Source organism: Stenotrophomonas sp. YJH_SMC_57 (assembly GCF_059369755.1).
The window spans coordinates 153,699-170,583 of sequence record NZ_JCAFSZ010000005.1; the positions used below are offsets into that span (position 1 = coordinate 153,699).

Genomic DNA, 16,885 nt, shown 5'->3' on the forward strand with positions numbered 1-16,885 from the left:
ATGTAGTTGCAGTTTAAAACCAATGTAGCTAGCCTGCATCAAGTTTCAATTTGCAACCACATCATGAAGGCCGAATCCATTCCACGACCACTGCTGGTCCTGCTGGCCGTTGCCGCAGGCGCCAGCGTCGCCAACGTCTATTACGCCCAGCCTCTGCTGGACCAGCTGGCGCAGGCGTTCGCGCTGGATCGCGCGGTGGCGGGCGCGGTACTGGCCGCTACCCAGGCTGGCAGCGTGCTGGCGCTGCTCGGACTGCTTCCACTGGCTGACCGCGGTGACCGCCGCCGGCTGCTGCGGTTGCAGCTGATGGCACTGGTGGTGGCGTTGGTGTGGCTGGCGGCGGCACGCAGCGCAGTGTGGCTGCTGTCGGGCATGCTGCTGGCCGGGCTGCTGGGCACGGCGCTGACCCAGGGGTTGATCGCCTATACCGCCACGTTGTCGCCGCCCGAGCAGCGCGGTCGCAGCGTGGGCGTGGTGCAGGGGGGAGTGTTCATCGGCCTGCTGCTGGCGCGCGTGGTATCGGGCGTGGTGGCGGCCAGCGCTGGCTGGCGGGCGGTCTATCTGCTTTCAGCGCTGGTGATGGCAGCTCTGGCAGGGGTGCTGTGGCGGCGGCTGCCGGCGGTTCCGGTGCCGGCGATACCGCCGCGCTGGTCGGCGCTGCTGCGCTCGATGCTGGGCATGCTGCGGCGGGATCGAACGCTGCGCGAGCGTGGTCCGCTGGCGCTGCTGCTGTTTGCCGGTCTCAATGTGTTCTGGGCAGCGGCGCCGCTGCCACTGTCGGCACCGCCGTTGAGCTGGTCGACCGCCGCCATCGGTGCCCTTGGCCTGGCCGGTGTGCTCGGCGCGCTGATGGCGGCGCGTGTGGGGCACTGGATGGATCGTGGCTTCGCCCATCGGGTCAGCATTGGCGCGCTGGTGTTGATGCTGCTTGCCTGGTGGCCGCTGCTGGGCCTTCAACAGTCAGTGTCCCTGCTGCTGCTGGGCGTGGTCGTGCTCGACCTCGGTGGGCAGGCACTGCACGTGTCGAACCAGGCCTTGCTGCTGCGTGCGCCGGCTGAACAGCATGGGCGCCTGGTGGCGCTGTACATGCTGTTCTACGCGGTGGGCAGCGGCATCGGTGCGGCGGCCGGGCCCTGGGTGCAGGCCCGGCATGGCTGGGCCGCGGTGTGCCTGCTGGGGGCGGGCATCGCAATGCTGGCGCTGCTGTGGTGGGGATGTGGTGCATACCGCGGCGTGCCCCTGCGGAGTGACACGCCCGTCCGGCGCTGACGCTACCGCTGCAATGCGCGCCGTCCCGGCGCCTCCTGCAGCGCGTCGCTGGCCACCACCACGCGGTTGCGGCCGCTGCGCTTGGCCTCGTACATCGCGGCGTCGGCGCGCGCCATCAGCCGCTCGTAATCCGGGTGGCCGTCATGGCCGGCCACGCCGATGCTGGCGGTCAGCGCCAGTACCTGTCCATTGGCCAGGGCCACCGGCGACTGTGCAATCTGCCGGCGCAGGCTTTCGGCAATCACTTCGGCCTGCGATTCGCTGGCCGCGACCAGCACCACCACGAATTCTTCGCCGCCATAGCGGAACAGATAATCGCTGCCGCGGGTGAGCTGGCCGAGCAGGCCGGCCACGTGCTGCAACGCGCGGTCGCCGGCATCATGGCCGTGGCCGTCGTTGATGGCCTTGAAGTGATCCAGATCGAGCAGCAGCAGCGAGAACGGCGTGTGGTTGCGGGTGGCCAGCTCGATCTCCCGGCGCAGCACCGTGGGCAGGAAGCGGCGGTTGAGCAGATTGGTCAGGGCGTCGCTGCCGGCATCCAGTTCGCCGATGCGCTCGAACAGCAGTGTCATCAGCGTGCGGATGGCTGCCAGGTCTTCGCGGATGACAGGCAGCACCGCCAAGCGTTGTGCAGCATCGCTGTTCGCGCGCTGCAGGTTGTCATCGATACGCGCCATCAACTGCCCGACCTGCTGGGTCTCGCTGCTTTCACCGAAGCTGGGGATGCCCTTGTGGGTGAACCACAGGCCGAACTCGGAGCTGGCCAGGCTGGCACTGTCGCTGCCCTGCACATGGCCGGCCAGGGCGTACAGCAGGGCGTTCTCCCAGTCCAGCAGCAGGGCGCGCTGGCGCTCGCGTTCGGTGCTGACGTTCTGCACCAGCGAGAACAACCGGTAGGCCGCATCGGCACGGGTGGAGCGTTCGCGCGCGTGGGTGTAGGCCAGGGTCATGCCTTCCATGGCGATGTCCATGATCGCGCTGAGGCAGTCGATGGCGGCGAAGGCGGTGGCACTGTCGGGCGCAGTGTCGCGCAGGCGCACGAACAGCTCGTGCTTGAGCACGCGCGCACCACGGGTCACCAGGTCGACAGGAATGCCGACCCGCGCGTGCACATCACCGATCACCCGTTGCGAGGCCACGGTGGTGGCGATGCCGGCGGCGTCGGTGGTCAGCAACTGCACCAGCCAGCGCTGCATGGCCGGTTGCAGGCGCTGCTTGACCTGCTCGTGGGACAGGAAGCGGCGTGCCCGTGCATCCTGCAGCAGCACTTCGTAGAAGCGCTGGGCCAGCGCGGGTGGGGCGTCGGTGGCAGCGGCGCGCAACAGCGCGGTGGCGGCCGGGCCGGCCTGTTGCAGGCAATGCTGCCACGCCTCGGCCAACGGCTGGCTGGCATCGTCCAATTGGGGTGGTTCCACGTCGATCTCTGGCTGCGTACGGCAAACCACCGGTATCGGCCGCGGTGGCGTGCAGTTGATGGCGGGTGAGCCGGCCAGTTTAAGCGCGATGCAGGCTTGCTCGGTGCGCAAAGCACATCGCGCCTGCTGCTGCAATGAGTGAACGCATTTGAGAATCAATCGCATTAATGGGAGAATGCGCGCACGGAACGGGCCGCAGGCGACTGCAGCGACGCTCCGCCTCCCCCCTCGTCGTTGCCTCAAGCCCTTTGCCAGAGGCCCCGTTGCCCTGCCAGAAGGTCCAGATCATGTCCCGAGCCGTTGTACTTTCGCCGCGCCCGCTGGCGCTCGCCGTTGTCGCCCTGCTGGCGGGCAGCGCCCTGACCGCCCAGGCCGAAACCGACGCAACCGATATCGACACGGTGCACGTCACTGCCTCGCAGATCGCGCGGCAGGCGCTGGGCACCTCGACCATCACCGCCGAGGACATCGCCAAGCGCCCGCCGGCCAACGACATCGCCGAACTGCTGCGCACCATGCCGGGCGTCAACCTGACCGGCAACAGCGCCTCGGGCCAGTACGGCAACAACCGCCAGATCGACCTGCGCGGCATGGGCCCGGAAAACACCCTGATCCTGGTCGACGGCAAGCGCATCGGTGCGCGTGACGCCGTACGCATGGGTCGCAGCGGTGAGCGCAACACGCGCGGCGACACCAATTGGGTCCCCGCGGAGATGATCGAGCGCATCGAAGTGCTGCGCGGACCGGCGGCAGCCCGCTACGGTTCCGGCGCTTCCGGCGGCGTGGTCAACATCATCACCAAGCGCCCGACCGGCGACCTGACCGGCGCGGTTGACCTGTATGGCCTGGTGCCCGAGCACAGCGCCGAAGGCGGCAGCGAGCGCGTCGGCCTGCAGCTGAGCGGCCCGATGACCGACACCCTGTCATTCCGGCTGTACGGCAACCTCAACAAGACCGACGCCGATTCGCTGGACCTCAACCGCCAGTACGCGACCAACCCGAATGCCGTACCGCCGGCTGGCCGCGAAGGCGTCAAGAACCGTGACATCAACGCGCTGCTGCGCTGGGACCTCACCGCCGACCAGGTGGTCGAGTTCGAAGCCGGCACCAGCCGCCAGGGCAACATCTATGCCGGCGACCGCGCCGTCAGCACCACCGGCACCTCGACCGGTGTCGATCTGGCCGCGCTGGCCGACGGCAAGGCGGAAACCAACCGCATGTACCGCAACACCGGTGCGATCACCCATCGTGGCCGCTGGGGCGACGTGACCTCGCGGCTCACGGCCGCGGTCGAGGCGGTGAACAACTCGCGCATCAATGAAGGCCTGGCCGGTGGCCCGGAAGGCAGCTTCAACGGCACCGACTGGTCGACCTCGCGCCTGCGCAATTACCAGCTGGATGGCGAAGTGAGCTTCCCGACCACGCTGGGCGGCGCCGAGAACATCTGGACGCTGGGCTTTGAATACCTCGACAGCCGCCTGACCGATCCGTACTCGATGAGCCAGTCCAGCAGCAGCGGCGGCGGTTTCCCCGGCCTGTCGGCCGACCGTGCACGCGGCAAAGCCGATGCGCAGACCACTGCGGTGTTCGTGGAAGACAACATCTACCTGGGCGAGCGCTGGATCGTCACCCCGGGCCTGCGTTTCGACCACCACAGCCAGTTCGGCAACAACACCAGCCCCAGCCTCAACGCGCAGTTCCGCATCAACAGCGACTGGGTGGTGAAGGGCGGCATCGCGCGCGCCTTCAAGGCACCGAACCTGTACCAGTCCAACCCGGACTACCTGTACTACACCCGCGGCAATGGTTGCCCGAATGCGTTGCCGAGCCTGGGGGCCGGCTGCTACATGCGCGGCAATGCGGACCTGAAGGCGGAAACCAGCCTGAACAAGGAACTGGGTGTGGAGTGGGCGCCGCAGAGTGGCTGGCAGGCGTCGCTGACCTACTTCCACAACGACTACAAGGACAAGATCCAGGCCGGCTACGACCAGATCGGCCTGACCGCCGACGGCAGGGGCCGCATCTTCCGCTGGGAGAACGCGCCGAAGGCGATCGTGCAGGGGCTGGAAGGCAACCTGGTGATCCCGCTGCTGGGCGAGCAGGGCAACCGCCTGAAGTGGAGCAACAACTTCACCTACATGGTGGAGAACGAGAACAAGACCACGCGCCAGCCGCTGTCGGTGATCCCGAAGTACACGATCAACACCATGCTGGACTGGCAGGCCACCGACAAGCTGTCGCTGCTGCTGACCGGTACCTTCTATGGCAGGCAGAAGCCGGCCACCACCAACATCAACAATGATCCGCGCTGCACCGGCACCTGCGATCCGTCGCTCGCGCTGCAGGATCGCGGGGCGTACAACATCTGGGGCGTGAGCGCGCGCTACAGGGTGACCGAGACGGTCAGCTTCGGCTTCGGTGTGAACAACCTGGCCGACAAGCGCCTGTTCCGCGAAGCCAACAGCAGCGATGCCGGTGCGGCGACCTACAACGAGCCGGGTCGCGCGTACTGGGCCAGCCTGCGCTTCGGATTCTGACCGGACGCGGACTTCGCTCCGCTGTGATCGCCGGGGCGGGACTGGCGCCACCGGACGGGCTCCAGTAGCGCCGGGCCCGGCCCGATGAGGGACCGCGTGGCCTGCAATGTTATAAACACCGTGATAGTTTCCCTACGCACGCACGCGTAGCCTGCCTCCCATCGCAAAGGAGCTGTTGCCATGGGCCACGACCACGATCACCTGCCATCCCAGATCCGCCACGAGAAACCCCTATGGTGGGCGCTCGGCCTGACCTCCACCTTCCTCGTCGTCGAAGTGGTGGGCGCGTTCTGGACCAACAGCCTGGCGCTGCTGTCCGATGCCGCACACATGGCCACCGATGCGCTGGCGCTGATGATCGCGCTGGTGGCGGTGCGGCTGAGCCGGCGCCCGCCGGACGCGCGCCGCACCTACGGCTATGCACGCTTGGAAGCGCTGGGCGCGATGATCAACGGCGCGATGCTGTTCGTGGTCGCCGCCTACATCCTGTGGGAGGCGGTGGGGCGTTTCCGCGAGCCGCAGGAGATCGCTTCCTCCGGCATGCTGGTGATCGCCGCCGCGGGCCTCATCATCAACCTGATCTCGATGCGCCTGCTGCAGGCCGGCAGCGGCGAGAGCCTCAACGTGAAGGGCGCCTACCTGGAAGTGTGGGCGGACATGCTGGGCTCGGTGGCGGTGATCGCCGGCGCGTTGTTGATCAAGTGGACCGGCTGGAAGCCGATCGACCCGATCCTGGCCGTGCTGATCGGCCTGTGGGTACTGCCGCGCACCTACGTGCTGATGCGCGAGGCGATCAACGTGCTGCTGGAAGGCGTGCCCAAGGGCATGGACGTGGCCAAGGTGCGCGACAGCCTGTCCGGCCACGCGGCCGTGCTGGACGTGCATGACCTGCATGTGTGGGCGCTGGCTTCCAGCACGCCGGCACTGACCGCGCACATCGTGATGCGCGACGGCACCGATGCCGATGCGCTGCGCCGTGAACTGGGCGGCCGCCTGCACGATGACTTCGGCATCGAACACGTGACGCTGCAGATCGAGGCGGACCACTGCGGCGAGGCCTGTGGTGAGCCGGCGCCGGCCAAGGGCGGCGACCACGAGGGCCATGAAGGCCACGACCACGGCGAGGATGCGCAGGGCCATCGCGGCCACGTGCATCGTTGATCGAAATCGAAGGCCGCGCCGGGAATGCCCGCTGCGGTCATTCGTCCCGGCGCGAGGCCAGCCGATCCGCCAGCCGGGTCGGCTCCGGCAGGCGGTAGCCACGCAGTGTGCGCTGCACCCAGTCCAGCGCGGTATCCGCGCTGACCCGATGGCCGCCGGCCACGAACAACGGTTTGCAGCGCACCTTGCTGCGCAGTACCCAACCCAGTTGTTCCTCGCCGTCCAGCAGCGGCGTATGCGCACCGGCCTCGGCGGCTGGTTCGACGAAGCGGCCCACCAGTTTCGACTTGGCCACGCCGATGCTCGGCAGGTCGGTGACCACGCCCAGGTGCGCGGCGACGCCCAGTCGGCGTGGATGGCTGATACCGTGACCATCGACGAACACCAGATCGGGTGTGCGCGGCAGCAAGGCCAACGCGGCCAACAACGCGGGCAGTTCGCGGAAGCTGAGCAGGCCGGGGATGTAGGGCATCACCGTGGGAATGCGCGCGATCTCCTGCGCGACAGGCCGTAGCGTCGTTGCGTCCAGCAATACCGCAGCGGCGCGGGTGATGGCGCCGTCCTCCTCGAAGCCGACATCCAGCCCGGCCAGCCAGCGCACGTTGCGGGGCAGGCGGTCCTGGCGTTCCACCCGGCCGGCCAGCTGAAGCTGCTGCGCGCGGGCGGCGCTGACGCTGCCTTCCCAGCGCCCGGGGTCGATCATCGTATTCATCGGCCACAGCATTGCATGCGCGGCGCCACGGCCCGGTGAGCAGCGGCCGGGGCTACAATGGCGGCCTGCCTTTCCTCGCGTTGGAGACCCTGCAGTGACCCGTAAACTCGTACTGTTGCGCCATGGCCAGAGCCAGTGGAACCTGGACAACCGCTTCACCGGCTGGGTCGATGTCGACCTCACCGAGCAGGGGCGCCGGGAAGCGGTCGCCGCCGGCCGCCTGATGCGCGAGGAAGGCCTGCAGTTCGATGTCGCCCACACCTCGGTGCTCAAGCGCGCCATCCACACCCTGCAGGGTGCGCTGGCCGAGATGGAACAGGACTGGCTGCCGGTGAACAAGTCCTGGCGCCTCAATGAGCGCCATTACGGCGGCCTGCAGGGCCTGGACAAGGCCGAGACTGCGGCCAAGCATGGCGAGGAGCAGGTCAAGGTGTGGCGTCGCTCGTACGACATCCCGCCGCCGCCGATGGAACTGGAAGATCCGGGCCACCCGATCCATGACCGCCGCTACGCCGGCCTGGACCGCAACGCGCTGCCGGGCACCGAATCGCTGGCGACCACGCTGGACCGCGTGCTGCCGTACTGGCACGACGCCATCGCGCCGCAGCTGAAGGACGGCAAGACCGTGCTGGTCACCGCCCACGGCAACTCGCTGCGCGCGTTGTACAAGTACCTCAACAACGTCTCGCGCGAGGAAATCCTCGAGCTGAACATCCCGACCGGTATCCCGCTGCTGTTCGAGTTGAACGACGACCTGACGGTGAAGTCGTTCCGCTACCTGGGCGACCCGGAAGCGGCGCGCAAGGCCGCAGAAGCGGTGGCCAACCAGGGCAAGGCGAAATAAGAAGAAGGCCGGCGCAAGCCGGCCTTCGTTTTTGTAGAGTCGAGCCATGCTCGACGATAGAGGGGCAGGCCCTGTGACCTTTGGCCGGTCCCTGCCGCGGGCCTCCCCGGCTACCCTGTGGAATTACCCGCAGGAGAGCCTCATGAACGTCCGCAATCTGGTCCCGCTGGGCCTGACGATCGCCATCGCCGCCTCGCTGGCCGCCTGTGGCAAGAACGAAACCGCACCGGCCGCCACTGCCGATGCCAAGCCGGCCTTCGATCAGTCGCAGATCAAGACGCCGCTGATCTCGCTCAACAGCGCCGATCTGGACCCGGCCATTTCGGCCTGTACCGACCTCAATGGCTTCGTCAACAGCAAGTGGCTGAAGGCCAACCCGGTGCCGGGCGACCAGACTACCTGGGGCAGCTTCGAGATCCTGCGCGAGCGCTCGCTGGAAGTGCAGCACGCGCTGGTGCAGCAGGCCGCCGCCAGCCAGGCCAAGGCCGGCTCGGTGGAAGCCAAGATCGGTGACATCTGGAAGACCGGCAACGACGAAGCGAAGATCGAAGCCGCAGGCCTGGCGCCGCTGCAACCGCAGCTGGACAAGATCGCCGCGCTGAATGACACCGCCGCCATCACCCAGTACCTGCGCGACAGCCAGGCTGAGGGCAAGGGCGTGCTGTTCTCGCTGTTTGCCAATGCCGACTACAAGGATTCGGCCAACGTCATCGCTTACGTCGGCCAGGGCGGCCTCGGCCTGCCGGAGAAGGGCTATTACTTCGACGACGCGCAGGCCAAGATCCGCGATGCCTACGTGGCCTACATCGCGCAGGTGCTGACCCTGTCCGGCGTGGATGCTGCACAGGCCACCGAGCAGGCCAAGGCCGTGATGGCCTTCGAAACCCGCCTGGCCAAGGCCTCGATGTCGCGCATCGAAATGCGTGACCCGGCCAAGCGCTACAACCCGCTCAGCGCGGCCGACGCCGACAGGCTGACCCCGAACTTCAGCTGGACCGCGCTGTTCGACACCCTGAAGGTGCCGGCCGCGCAGAAGTTCTCGCTGGCCCAGCCGGGTTTCTTCGGTGAAATGGACAAGATGCTGGCCGACGTGCCAGCCAGCACCTGGCAGGCCTACCTGCGCTTCCACACCATCGATGACGCTTCGCCGTACCTGAGCAGCTCGTTCGAGAAGGCCAACTTCGACTTCTACGGCACCACCCTGCGTGGCCAGAAGGAAATGCAGCCGCGTTGGAAGCGCGTGCTGGAGTCGGTCAACGGCGGCATGGGTGAAGCGCTGGGCCAGCTTTACGTCGACGCGGTGTTCCCGGCCGAGTCGAAGGTGGCCATGCAGCACCTGGTGGAGAATCTCTCGGTAGCGCTGAAGGCGCGCCTGGAGCAGCTGCCGTGGATGGGCGAAGAGACCAAGAAGAAGGCACTGGAAAAGTGGGCCAGCTTCACCCCGAAGATCGGTTACCCGGACAAGTGGCGTGACTGGGCCGGCCTGCAGACCAATGGCGACAGCTACCTGGGCAACATGCAGGCGGCGCGTGCGTTCAACTACCGCTACATGCTGGACAAGATCGGCAAGCCGGTGGACAAGACCGAGTGGGGCATGACCCCGCAGACGGTCAACGCCTACTACAACGCCACCAAGAACGAGATCGTGTTCCCGGCGGCAATCCTGCAGGCGCCGTTCTTCGACGCCAAGGCCGATCCGGCGCTGAACTACGGCGGCATCGGTGCGGTCATCGGCCACGAGATGATGCACGGCTACGATGACTCGGGCAGCCAGTTCGCCGCCAACGGCAACTTCGACAACTGGTGGACCGACGCCGACCGCAAGGCCTTCACCCAGCGCACCGACCAGCTGGTCGCGCAGTTCGACGGCTATGAGTCAGTGCCGGGCGTGTTCGTGAAGGGCAAGCTGACCCTGGGCGAGAACATCGGCGACCTCGGCGGCCTGACCGTGGCCTACGACGCGCTGCAGATGGCGCTGAAGGAAGACCCGAAGGCGAACGTCGACGTCGATGGCCACAGCCAGGACCAGCGCTTCTTCATGAACTGGGCCACCGTGTGGCGTCGCAACTTCACCGACGGTGAACTGCGCGTGCGCTTGAACACCGATCCGCACGCCCCGGCCAACTTCCGTGCCAACGGTGCGCCGTCGAACATGCCGTCGTTCGCTGCCGCGTTCCAGTGCAAGGCCGGCGACGCGATGGTGCGTGCCGACGACAAGCGCGTGGTGATCTGGTAACCGATCGCACGTGATGCGTATTGCGAAAGGCCCGGCGAAAGCCGGGCCTTTTGTTTGCCGGCCCGGTGGCGAGGGGCGGCCTGGTAGCGTCGACCGCTGGTTGACTATCGCGCGCAGCGCGGGATGTTCGCGATACACGTGCGTCGGCCGGCGGGTCAGCCAGCGCGTCAGTCAGGCCAGCTCCGGCTCCAGCGCCAGCAGGCGATGGAAGCGCTGCAGCACGTAGGGATCGACCAGGCCACCCGATTGGTTCTCGATGATGCCCAGCGCAGCCTCGCGCGCCATCGCGGCACGATAGGGACGCACGCTGGTCATCGCATCGTAGGCATCGGCGAGGGTGACGATGCGCGCGCCCAGCGGAATGCTTTCGCCGCGCAAGCCATCGGGATAGCCGCTGCCATCGAAGGCTTCATGATGGGCGCGGATCAGTTGCGCGACCGGTGCGGCATCACTGCGGCCGGTGGCCAGGAAGATATGCTCGCCCCGCACCGGGTGCTCACGCATGATCGCGCGCTCTTCGTCGGTGTGCCGGCGCGGGGCCAGCAGCACATCGTCGGGAATGCCGATCTTGCCGATGTCGTGGAAGCGGGCGGCCAGGCCGATCTGTTCACAGGCCTCGGCGTCGAGGTCGCAGTGCGCGGCCAGGCGCTGCGCGAGCAGGCCGACACGGTCGCAATGGTGGCGGGTGTAAGCGTCGCGCATCTGCAGCGACATCGAGAGGGCATCGATCAGGCAGGCCTGCGCGTGCAGCAGGTCGGGGGCGGGTACGGCGTCAGGAAACATGGGCATCCACCCGCACCGGGTGGGGACCGGTGCGGGGTATTCGGGGGGCGATCAACCCGGGGCGAGGGTGGTCAGAAGGGCGCGGGCCGCGTTGAAGCGGTCTTCCGGCAACGGCAGCGGATGCTTGATGCGCAGCTTGTCGGGCCCTTCCATGGCGTAGAGGTTCGGTTGCTTCTGGATCAGCTGGATCACCGCCATCGGGTCGATGTTCGGCTTGGACTCGAACACGATGCGGCCACCGTTCTCGCCCAGGTCCAGCTTGCGGATGCCGAGCGTGTTGGCCTTCAGCTTCAGCTCGGCGATGGCGAACAGGTGCTTGGCCGCATCCGGCAGCAGCCCGAAGCGGTCGATCATCTCCACCTGCAGCTCGCGCAGTGCATCGCTGTCGCGCGCGCTGGAGATGCGCTTGTACAGGGTCAGGCGGGTGTGCACGTCCGGCAGGTAGTCTTCCGGAATCAGCGCCGGCACATGCAGCTCGACTTCGGCGCCGCGCACTTCCTCACCGGCATCCAGGTCGGGCAGCTTGCCCTGCTTGATGCTGCGCACCGCGCGTTCCAGCAGTTCGGTGTACAGGCTGAAGCCGACCTCGGCCATCTGTCCGCTCTGGTCCTCGCCCAGCAGTTCGCCGGCGCCGCGGATCTCCAGATCGTGCGTGGCCAGGGTGAAGCCGGCGCCGAGTTCGTCCATCGAGGCGATCGCTTCCAGGCGCTTTTCCGCATCCGGGGTGATCGAACGACGGTCGGGGGCCACCAGGTAGGCATAGGCGCGATGGTGCGAACGGCCGACACGGCCGCGCAGCTGGTGCAGCTGGGCCAGGCCGAAGCGGTCGGCGCGGTTGATGATGATGGTGTTGGCGTTGGGGATGTCGATGCCCGACTCGATGATCGTGGTCGACAGCAGCACGTTGAAGCGCTGCTTCTGGAAATCCAGCATCACCTTTTCCAGCTCACGCTCGGGCATCTGGCCGTGGGCGATGCCGATGCGCGCCTCCGGCACCAGCTCGGACAGCTCGCGCTGCATGCGGCCGATGCTCTCCACGTCGTTGTGCAGGAAGTACAGCTGGCCGCCGCGCGCCAGTTCGCGCTGGAAGGCTTCGCGCAGCAGCGCGTTGTCCCACTGCGTGATGAAGGTCTGCACCGCCAGCCGGTTCGGCGGCGGCGTGGCGATGATCGACAGGTCGCGCAGGCCGGCCATGGCCATGTTCAAGGTGCGCGGGATCGGCGTGGCGGTCAGGGTCAGCAGGTGCACGTTGGCGCGCAGCGCCTTCAATGCTTCCTTCTGGCGCACGCCGAAACGCTGCTCTTCGTCGACGATGACCATGCCCAGGTCCTTGAACTTCACGTCCGGCTGCAGCAGGCGGTGGGTACCGACGATGACATCGATGGTGCCGGCGGCGACCTTCTCCAGTTCGGCCTTGATTTCCTTGCTGGTCTTGAAGCGCGACAGCACTTCGACCTTCATCGGGTAGTCGGCGAAGCGGTCGCGGAAATTGCGGAAATGCTGTTCGGCCAGCAGCGTGGTCGGCACCAGCACGGCCACCTGCTTGCCAGCGCTGGCGGCGGCGAAGGCGGCGCGTACCGCCACCTCGGTCTTGCCGAAGCCGACGTCGCCGCAGACCACGCGGTCCATCGGCTGGCTGCTGGCCAGGTCGCGCAGGGTGGCGTCGATTGCGGCCAGCTGGTCCGGGGTCTCCTCGAACGGGAAACCGGCCGCGAACGGTTCGTACATCGCGCGGTCCACCTGCAGTGCCAGGCCGGCACGCGCCTGGCGGCGGGCCTGGATCTCCAGCAGTTCGGCGGCCACGTCGCGTACCTTTTCGGCGGCCTTGCGCTTGGCCTTGCTCCACTGCTCGCCGCCGAGCGAATGCAGCGGCGCGGTTTCCGCCGATGCACCGGAGTAACGGCTGATCAGGTGCAGCTGGGCCACCGGCACATACAGGCGGTCGCCCTTTGCGTATTCGATTTCGAGGAACTCGCCGGGCATGCCGCCGACGTCCATCGCGATCAGGCCACGGTAGCGGCCCACGCCATGGTCCTCGTGCACGATCGGCGCGCCTTCGGTCAGCTCACCGAGGTCGCGGATGATCGCTTCCGGCTCGCGGCCGGCACGGCGCGTGCGGCGGGTGCTGCCAGCGCGCTCCGGGAACAGCTGGCGCTCGGTCAGCACAGCGATGCACGGATCGTCCAGCGCGAAGCCATCCTCCAGCGGCGCCACCGCGATCGCGAAGCGCGCATCGCCGGCCAGGAAGCTGGGCAGGTCAGCCACCACCGGTGGCTTCAGCTCGGCGGCCTGCAGCACTTCCAGCAGGGCTTCACGGCGGCCCGGCGAATCGGCTGCGATCAGCACCCGGCCCGGGTAGTGGCCGAGGAACGACTTCAGCGCATCACCGGCCGGTGCCTCGCGTGCGGCCACCGGCAGCGGCGGCAACGGCTGGTCGCCCAGCGCGTGCGCGTCGGCGATGCGTGCGTGGTCGGCTGACCACACCTCGATGCGCGGCGCATCGTTCAGGCGCTCGCGCAGCATTTCCGGCGACAGGTACAGCGCCGACGGTGGCAGCAGCGGGCGCTCCACATCATGGCGGCGCTGTTCGTAGCGCTCGCCGGTCTGCGCCCAGAACGTCTCGGCGGCTTCGCCGGCACCGGCACAGACCACCGGCAGGCTGCCGCTGGGCAGGTAATCGAACAGGGTCGCGGTGCGCTCGAAGAACAGTGGCAGGTAGTACTCGACGCCGGCCGGGGCCAGCCCGGACTTCAGGTCCTGGTACAGCGCGCTGCGCCGGGTATCGACATCGAAGCGCTCGCGCAGCGTGGCCAGCACGCGGGCGATGCTGGCCTCGTCCATCGGCACTTCGCGGCCGGGCAGCATGTGCACGGCCGCGACCTTGTCCAGCGAACGCTGGCTTTCCGGGTCGAACGCGCGGATCGAGTCGATGTCTTCGTCCAGCAGCTCCACCCGCAGCGGCTCGTCGGCACCCATCGGGAACACGTCGAGCAGGCCACCGCGCACGGCGAAGTCGCCCGGGTCCATCACCTGCGGCACGTTGCGGTAGCCGGCGCTCTCCAGGCGGCGCTTCTCGGCCTCCAGGTCCAGGCGCTGGCCGACCTTCAGGTCGAAGCTGCCGCCGATCACGTAGCTGCGTGGCGCCAGCTGCTGCAGCAGGGTCTGCACCGGCACGATCACCAGGCCGCGCTTCAGCGCGGGCAGGCGGTGCAGGGCAGCCAGGCGCTGCGAGATGATGTCCGGATGCGGGCTGAAGCGGTCGTAGGGCAGGGTTTCCCAGTCCGGGAAGGCGACCACCGGCAGGGCCGGGTCGCCGCCAAGCAGGGTCTGCAGGTCGGCTTCGAGCTGGTTGGCACCGTGGTTGTCACGGGCGATCACCAGCAGCGGGGCGTCGTGCGCACGCGCGGCCTGGGCCAGGTACCAGGCCAGGGCGGTCGGCGATGCGGGGGCGCGCCACCAGGCGCGGAGCTGGCCGGCGCGCGGCAGCGGCGGGGCGGGGTATGAGGTACGCGACATGGACCCCGGATTTTAGCAGAAGCCCGATCAAACCCCGTCGGGTAGTGCCGGCCGCTGGCCGGCATTCCGATACTCCAACGGTGCATGAGGCTGCCGGCCAGCGGCCGGCACTACCGGTAATGCGTCGCCAGGCCAGGCCCGGCGCATCCTTCAGTTGTCCAGCTCCAGCACCATCCGCACCAGGCCCTCGGCGCCGGTCGGGTGCGGCACCGGCTTGAAGCCCAGCGAGGCGGCCAGCTGCTTCATCGGCTCGTTCTCGGCGGCCACATCGCCGTACAGGCGGTCCAGGTACTTGCCGCGGCCCCACTTCACCAGCTTGCGCATCAGCTGCCGGCCCAGGCCCTGGCCGATCAGGAAGCGGCTGATCAGGATCGCGTACTCGGCTTCACGGGTACCGGGGATGATCGAGGCCCGGGCGACCGCGCCGACCACCGCTTCGCCAGCGGGCAGGGATTCGGCTGCGACCAGGGTGATCTCGGTCTTGGGATTGGGGTGGGTCAGGCGCTGGGTGGTTTCCGGCGACAGCTCGGTCACCGCCTGCAGGAAACGATCACGGATTTCTTCCGGCCCGAACAGGCTGAACGCTGCTTGCAGCGGCGCGCCATCTTCCGGGCGGATGGGGCGGATCAGCAGCTCGTGGCCGCTGGGAGCCTTGAAGATCTCATGCCAGGGCGGCATGCGGTTGCGAGTGGCCATACCGGGTGATTCCTTGGTGGTCCATCGATTGTGGCATCACCGGGGCTGCATTCCGTGAACGAAAGGCTCACGGCGGTACAGCCTCGTGAAGGCCGTTATTCGGGGGCTTTGAGCCAATCCAGGCGGGTGCTGGCACCGGGTTCGCCCAGGTGCTGGCGCAGCGCCGGCAGGGCCGGCCCGACCACCCGATCGAACTGCCAGGGCGGGTTGAGCAGCAGCATGCCACTGCCGTTGAGGCGCAGCGGCGAGTCGTCCGGGCGCACCAGGAACTCGATGGTCATCGCCGACTTCACCGGCAGCGCGCTGGCCTTGCGCAGGAAGTGCAGGATGGTGCGGCGCTGCTTGATCGGGAACCAGACCGCGCAGGTGGCCTGCGGCCAGCGTGCCAGGGTCTCGGCCAGGGCGGCCAGGATGTTCTGGTACTCGGCGTCCTGGGCCTCGTAGGGCGGGTCGATCAGCACCAGGCCGCGGCCGATCTTGCTGCCGTTGAACTTCGGCGGCAGCAGCGAGCGCAGCAGCGCGTAGCCATCGCCCGGACGCACATCGACGCGGCTGTCGTGGGCGAACAGGGCCTTCAACGTGGCGGTTTCGGGTTCCTGCAGCTCACACACCGCCATGCGGTCCTGCGCGCGCATCGCCTGTGCGCTCAGCAGCGGCGAGCCCGGGTAGTTGGTCAGTGCGCCGACCGGGTTGTCGGCCTGCACGGCCTTCAGGTAGCGCTCGACCACCTCCGGCAGCTTGGGCTGGGCCATCAGCCGCATGATTCCGGACTCGGCCTCCAGGGTCTTGCGGCTCTCTTCACTGGCCAGCAGGTAGCGGCCGGCACCGCCGTGGGTGTCGAGCACGAAGAACGGGCTGTCCTTGCGCTTGAAGCTGTCGATCAGGGCCAGCTGCACGATGTGCTTGAGCACATCGGCGTGGTTGCCGGCATGGAAGGCGTGGCGATAGTTCATGGGCGGCAGTGTACGGGGCGGCGGCCGCAGCGGCTATGCTGCGCGCCATGACAGCTCCTGTTGCCCATGTCCTGGTGGTCGAGGACGAAGCCGCCATCGCCGAAACCGTGCTCTACGCGCTGCGCAGCGAAGGCTACGCCGCCAGCCACTGCCTGCTGGGCAGCGAAGCCCTGCAACGTCTGCAGGCCGGGGGTATCGATCTGCTGGTGCTGGACGTGGGCCTGCCGGATCTGGGCGGCTTCGAGGTGTGTCGGCGGCTGCGCGCACAGCCGGGCCCGGCTGCGCAGCTGCCGGTGATCTTTTTGACCGCCCGCAACGACGAGGTCGACCGCGTGCTCGGCCTGGAGCTGGGTGCCGACGACTACATGACCAAGCCGTTCTCGCCGCGCGAGCTGGTGGCGCGGGTGCGAGCTCGCCTGCGCCGTGCCGTACCGCTGGCGACAGCGGGCAGCGCCGATGCGGGCTGGCAGCAGCACGGCGCCTTCGCCATCGACCGCGACGGCCGCCGCATCCGCTTCCGGGGCCACGCGCTGGACCTGACCCGCTACGAATACGCGCTGCTGGAGGCGTTGCTGCAACGCCCGGGCGCCATCCTCAGCCGTGCGCAGCTGATGGATCGCGGCTGGGACAGCAGCGCCGACAGCGCCGACCGTACCGTGGACACGCATGTAAAGACGTTGCGCGCCAAGCTGCGTGCGGCCGGTGCCAGTGATGATCCGATCCGCACCCACCGTGGCCTCGGCTACGCGCTGGAGGTCTAGTC

At 67.9% G+C, this 16,885-nt stretch carries 12 protein-coding genes; 6 read left to right on the forward strand and 6 right to left on the reverse strand.

Going from position 1 to position 16,885, the window contains the following annotated elements; genetic code table 11:
* Positions 1-63: 63 nt before the first annotated feature.
* Positions 64-1,269, forward strand: a complete 1,206-nt coding sequence (locus AC5P7U_RS08165) for an MFS transporter (RefSeq protein ID WP_197563243.1) — start codon at positions 64-66, stop codon at positions 1,267-1,269.
* Positions 1,270-1,271: 2 nt separating this feature from the next.
* Here AC5P7U_RS08165 and AC5P7U_RS08170 read toward each other — a convergent pair whose 3' ends face one another.
* Positions 1,272-2,684: a GGDEF domain-containing protein gene (locus tag AC5P7U_RS08170; protein WP_197563241.1), complete on the reverse strand. Its 1,413-nt coding sequence runs from the start codon at positions 2,682-2,684 to the stop codon at positions 1,272-1,274.
* Positions 2,685-2,971: 287 nt separating this feature from the next.
* On the opposite strand from AC5P7U_RS08170, the gene AC5P7U_RS08175 reads away from it, so the two are divergent.
* Complete coding sequence (locus AC5P7U_RS08175) at positions 2,972-5,221, forward strand: TonB-dependent siderophore receptor (protein WP_197563239.1); 2,250 nt, start codon at positions 2,972-2,974, stop codon at positions 5,219-5,221.
* A 180-nt stretch (positions 5,222-5,401) separates the two neighbouring features.
* Positions 5,402-6,382 (forward strand): cation diffusion facilitator family transporter, encoded by a 981-nt coding sequence (locus AC5P7U_RS08180; RefSeq protein ID WP_006425777.1) that lies wholly within the window; start codon positions 5,402-5,404, stop codon positions 6,380-6,382.
* Between the two features lie 37 nt (positions 6,383-6,419).
* Here the strand turns inward: AC5P7U_RS08180 and nfi are convergent, their stop codons facing one another.
* Positions 6,420-7,094 (reverse strand): deoxyribonuclease V, encoded by a 675-nt coding sequence (gene nfi, locus AC5P7U_RS08185; protein WP_197563237.1) that lies wholly within the window; start codon positions 7,092-7,094, stop codon positions 6,420-6,422.
* A gap of 94 nt (positions 7,095-7,188) precedes the next feature.
* Here nfi and gpmA point away from each other — a divergent pair, with 94 nt between their 5' ends.
* Complete coding sequence (gene gpmA / locus AC5P7U_RS08190; protein WP_197563235.1) at positions 7,189-7,938, forward strand: 2,3-diphosphoglycerate-dependent phosphoglycerate mutase; 750 nt, start codon at positions 7,189-7,191, stop codon at positions 7,936-7,938.
* Positions 7,939-8,080: 142 nt separating this feature from the next.
* Positions 8,081-10,174 carry a M13 family metallopeptidase gene (locus AC5P7U_RS08195; protein WP_197563233.1) on the forward strand — a complete coding sequence of 698 codons (2,094 nt, stop codon included), beginning with the start codon at positions 8,081-8,083 and terminating at the stop codon, positions 10,172-10,174.
* A 171-nt stretch (positions 10,175-10,345) separates the two neighbouring features.
* Here AC5P7U_RS08195 and AC5P7U_RS08200 read toward each other — a convergent pair whose 3' ends face one another.
* From AC5P7U_RS08200 to AC5P7U_RS08215, 4 genes are all read right to left on the reverse strand, one after another.
* Positions 10,346-10,963 carry an HD-GYP domain-containing protein gene (locus AC5P7U_RS08200; RefSeq protein WP_197563231.1) on the reverse strand — a complete coding sequence of 206 codons (618 nt, stop codon included), beginning with the start codon at positions 10,961-10,963 and terminating at the stop codon, positions 10,346-10,348.
* A 45-nt stretch (positions 10,964-11,008) separates the two neighbouring features.
* Entirely contained in the window at positions 11,009-14,473 is a 3,465-nt protein-coding gene (gene mfd / locus AC5P7U_RS08205; protein ID WP_197563229.1) for a transcription-repair coupling factor, read from the reverse strand.
* Between the two features lie 150 nt (positions 14,474-14,623).
* Positions 14,624-15,169 carry a GNAT family N-acetyltransferase gene (locus AC5P7U_RS08210; protein ID WP_004150340.1) on the reverse strand — a complete coding sequence of 182 codons (546 nt, stop codon included), beginning with the start codon at positions 15,167-15,169 and terminating at the stop codon, positions 14,624-14,626.
* Positions 15,170-15,264: 95 nt separating this feature from the next.
* Positions 15,265-16,122 (reverse strand): 23S rRNA (adenine(2030)-N(6))-methyltransferase RlmJ, encoded by an 858-nt coding sequence (locus AC5P7U_RS08215; RefSeq protein ID WP_006425982.1) that lies wholly within the window; start codon positions 16,120-16,122, stop codon positions 15,265-15,267.
* A gap of 35 nt (positions 16,123-16,157) precedes the next feature.
* Between AC5P7U_RS08215 and creB the strand changes: the two genes are divergently transcribed.
* Complete coding sequence (creB, locus tag AC5P7U_RS08220) at positions 16,158-16,883, forward strand: two-component system response regulator CreB (RefSeq protein ID WP_197563132.1); 726 nt, start codon at positions 16,158-16,160, stop codon at positions 16,881-16,883.
* Positions 16,884-16,885 lie beyond the last annotated feature (2 nt).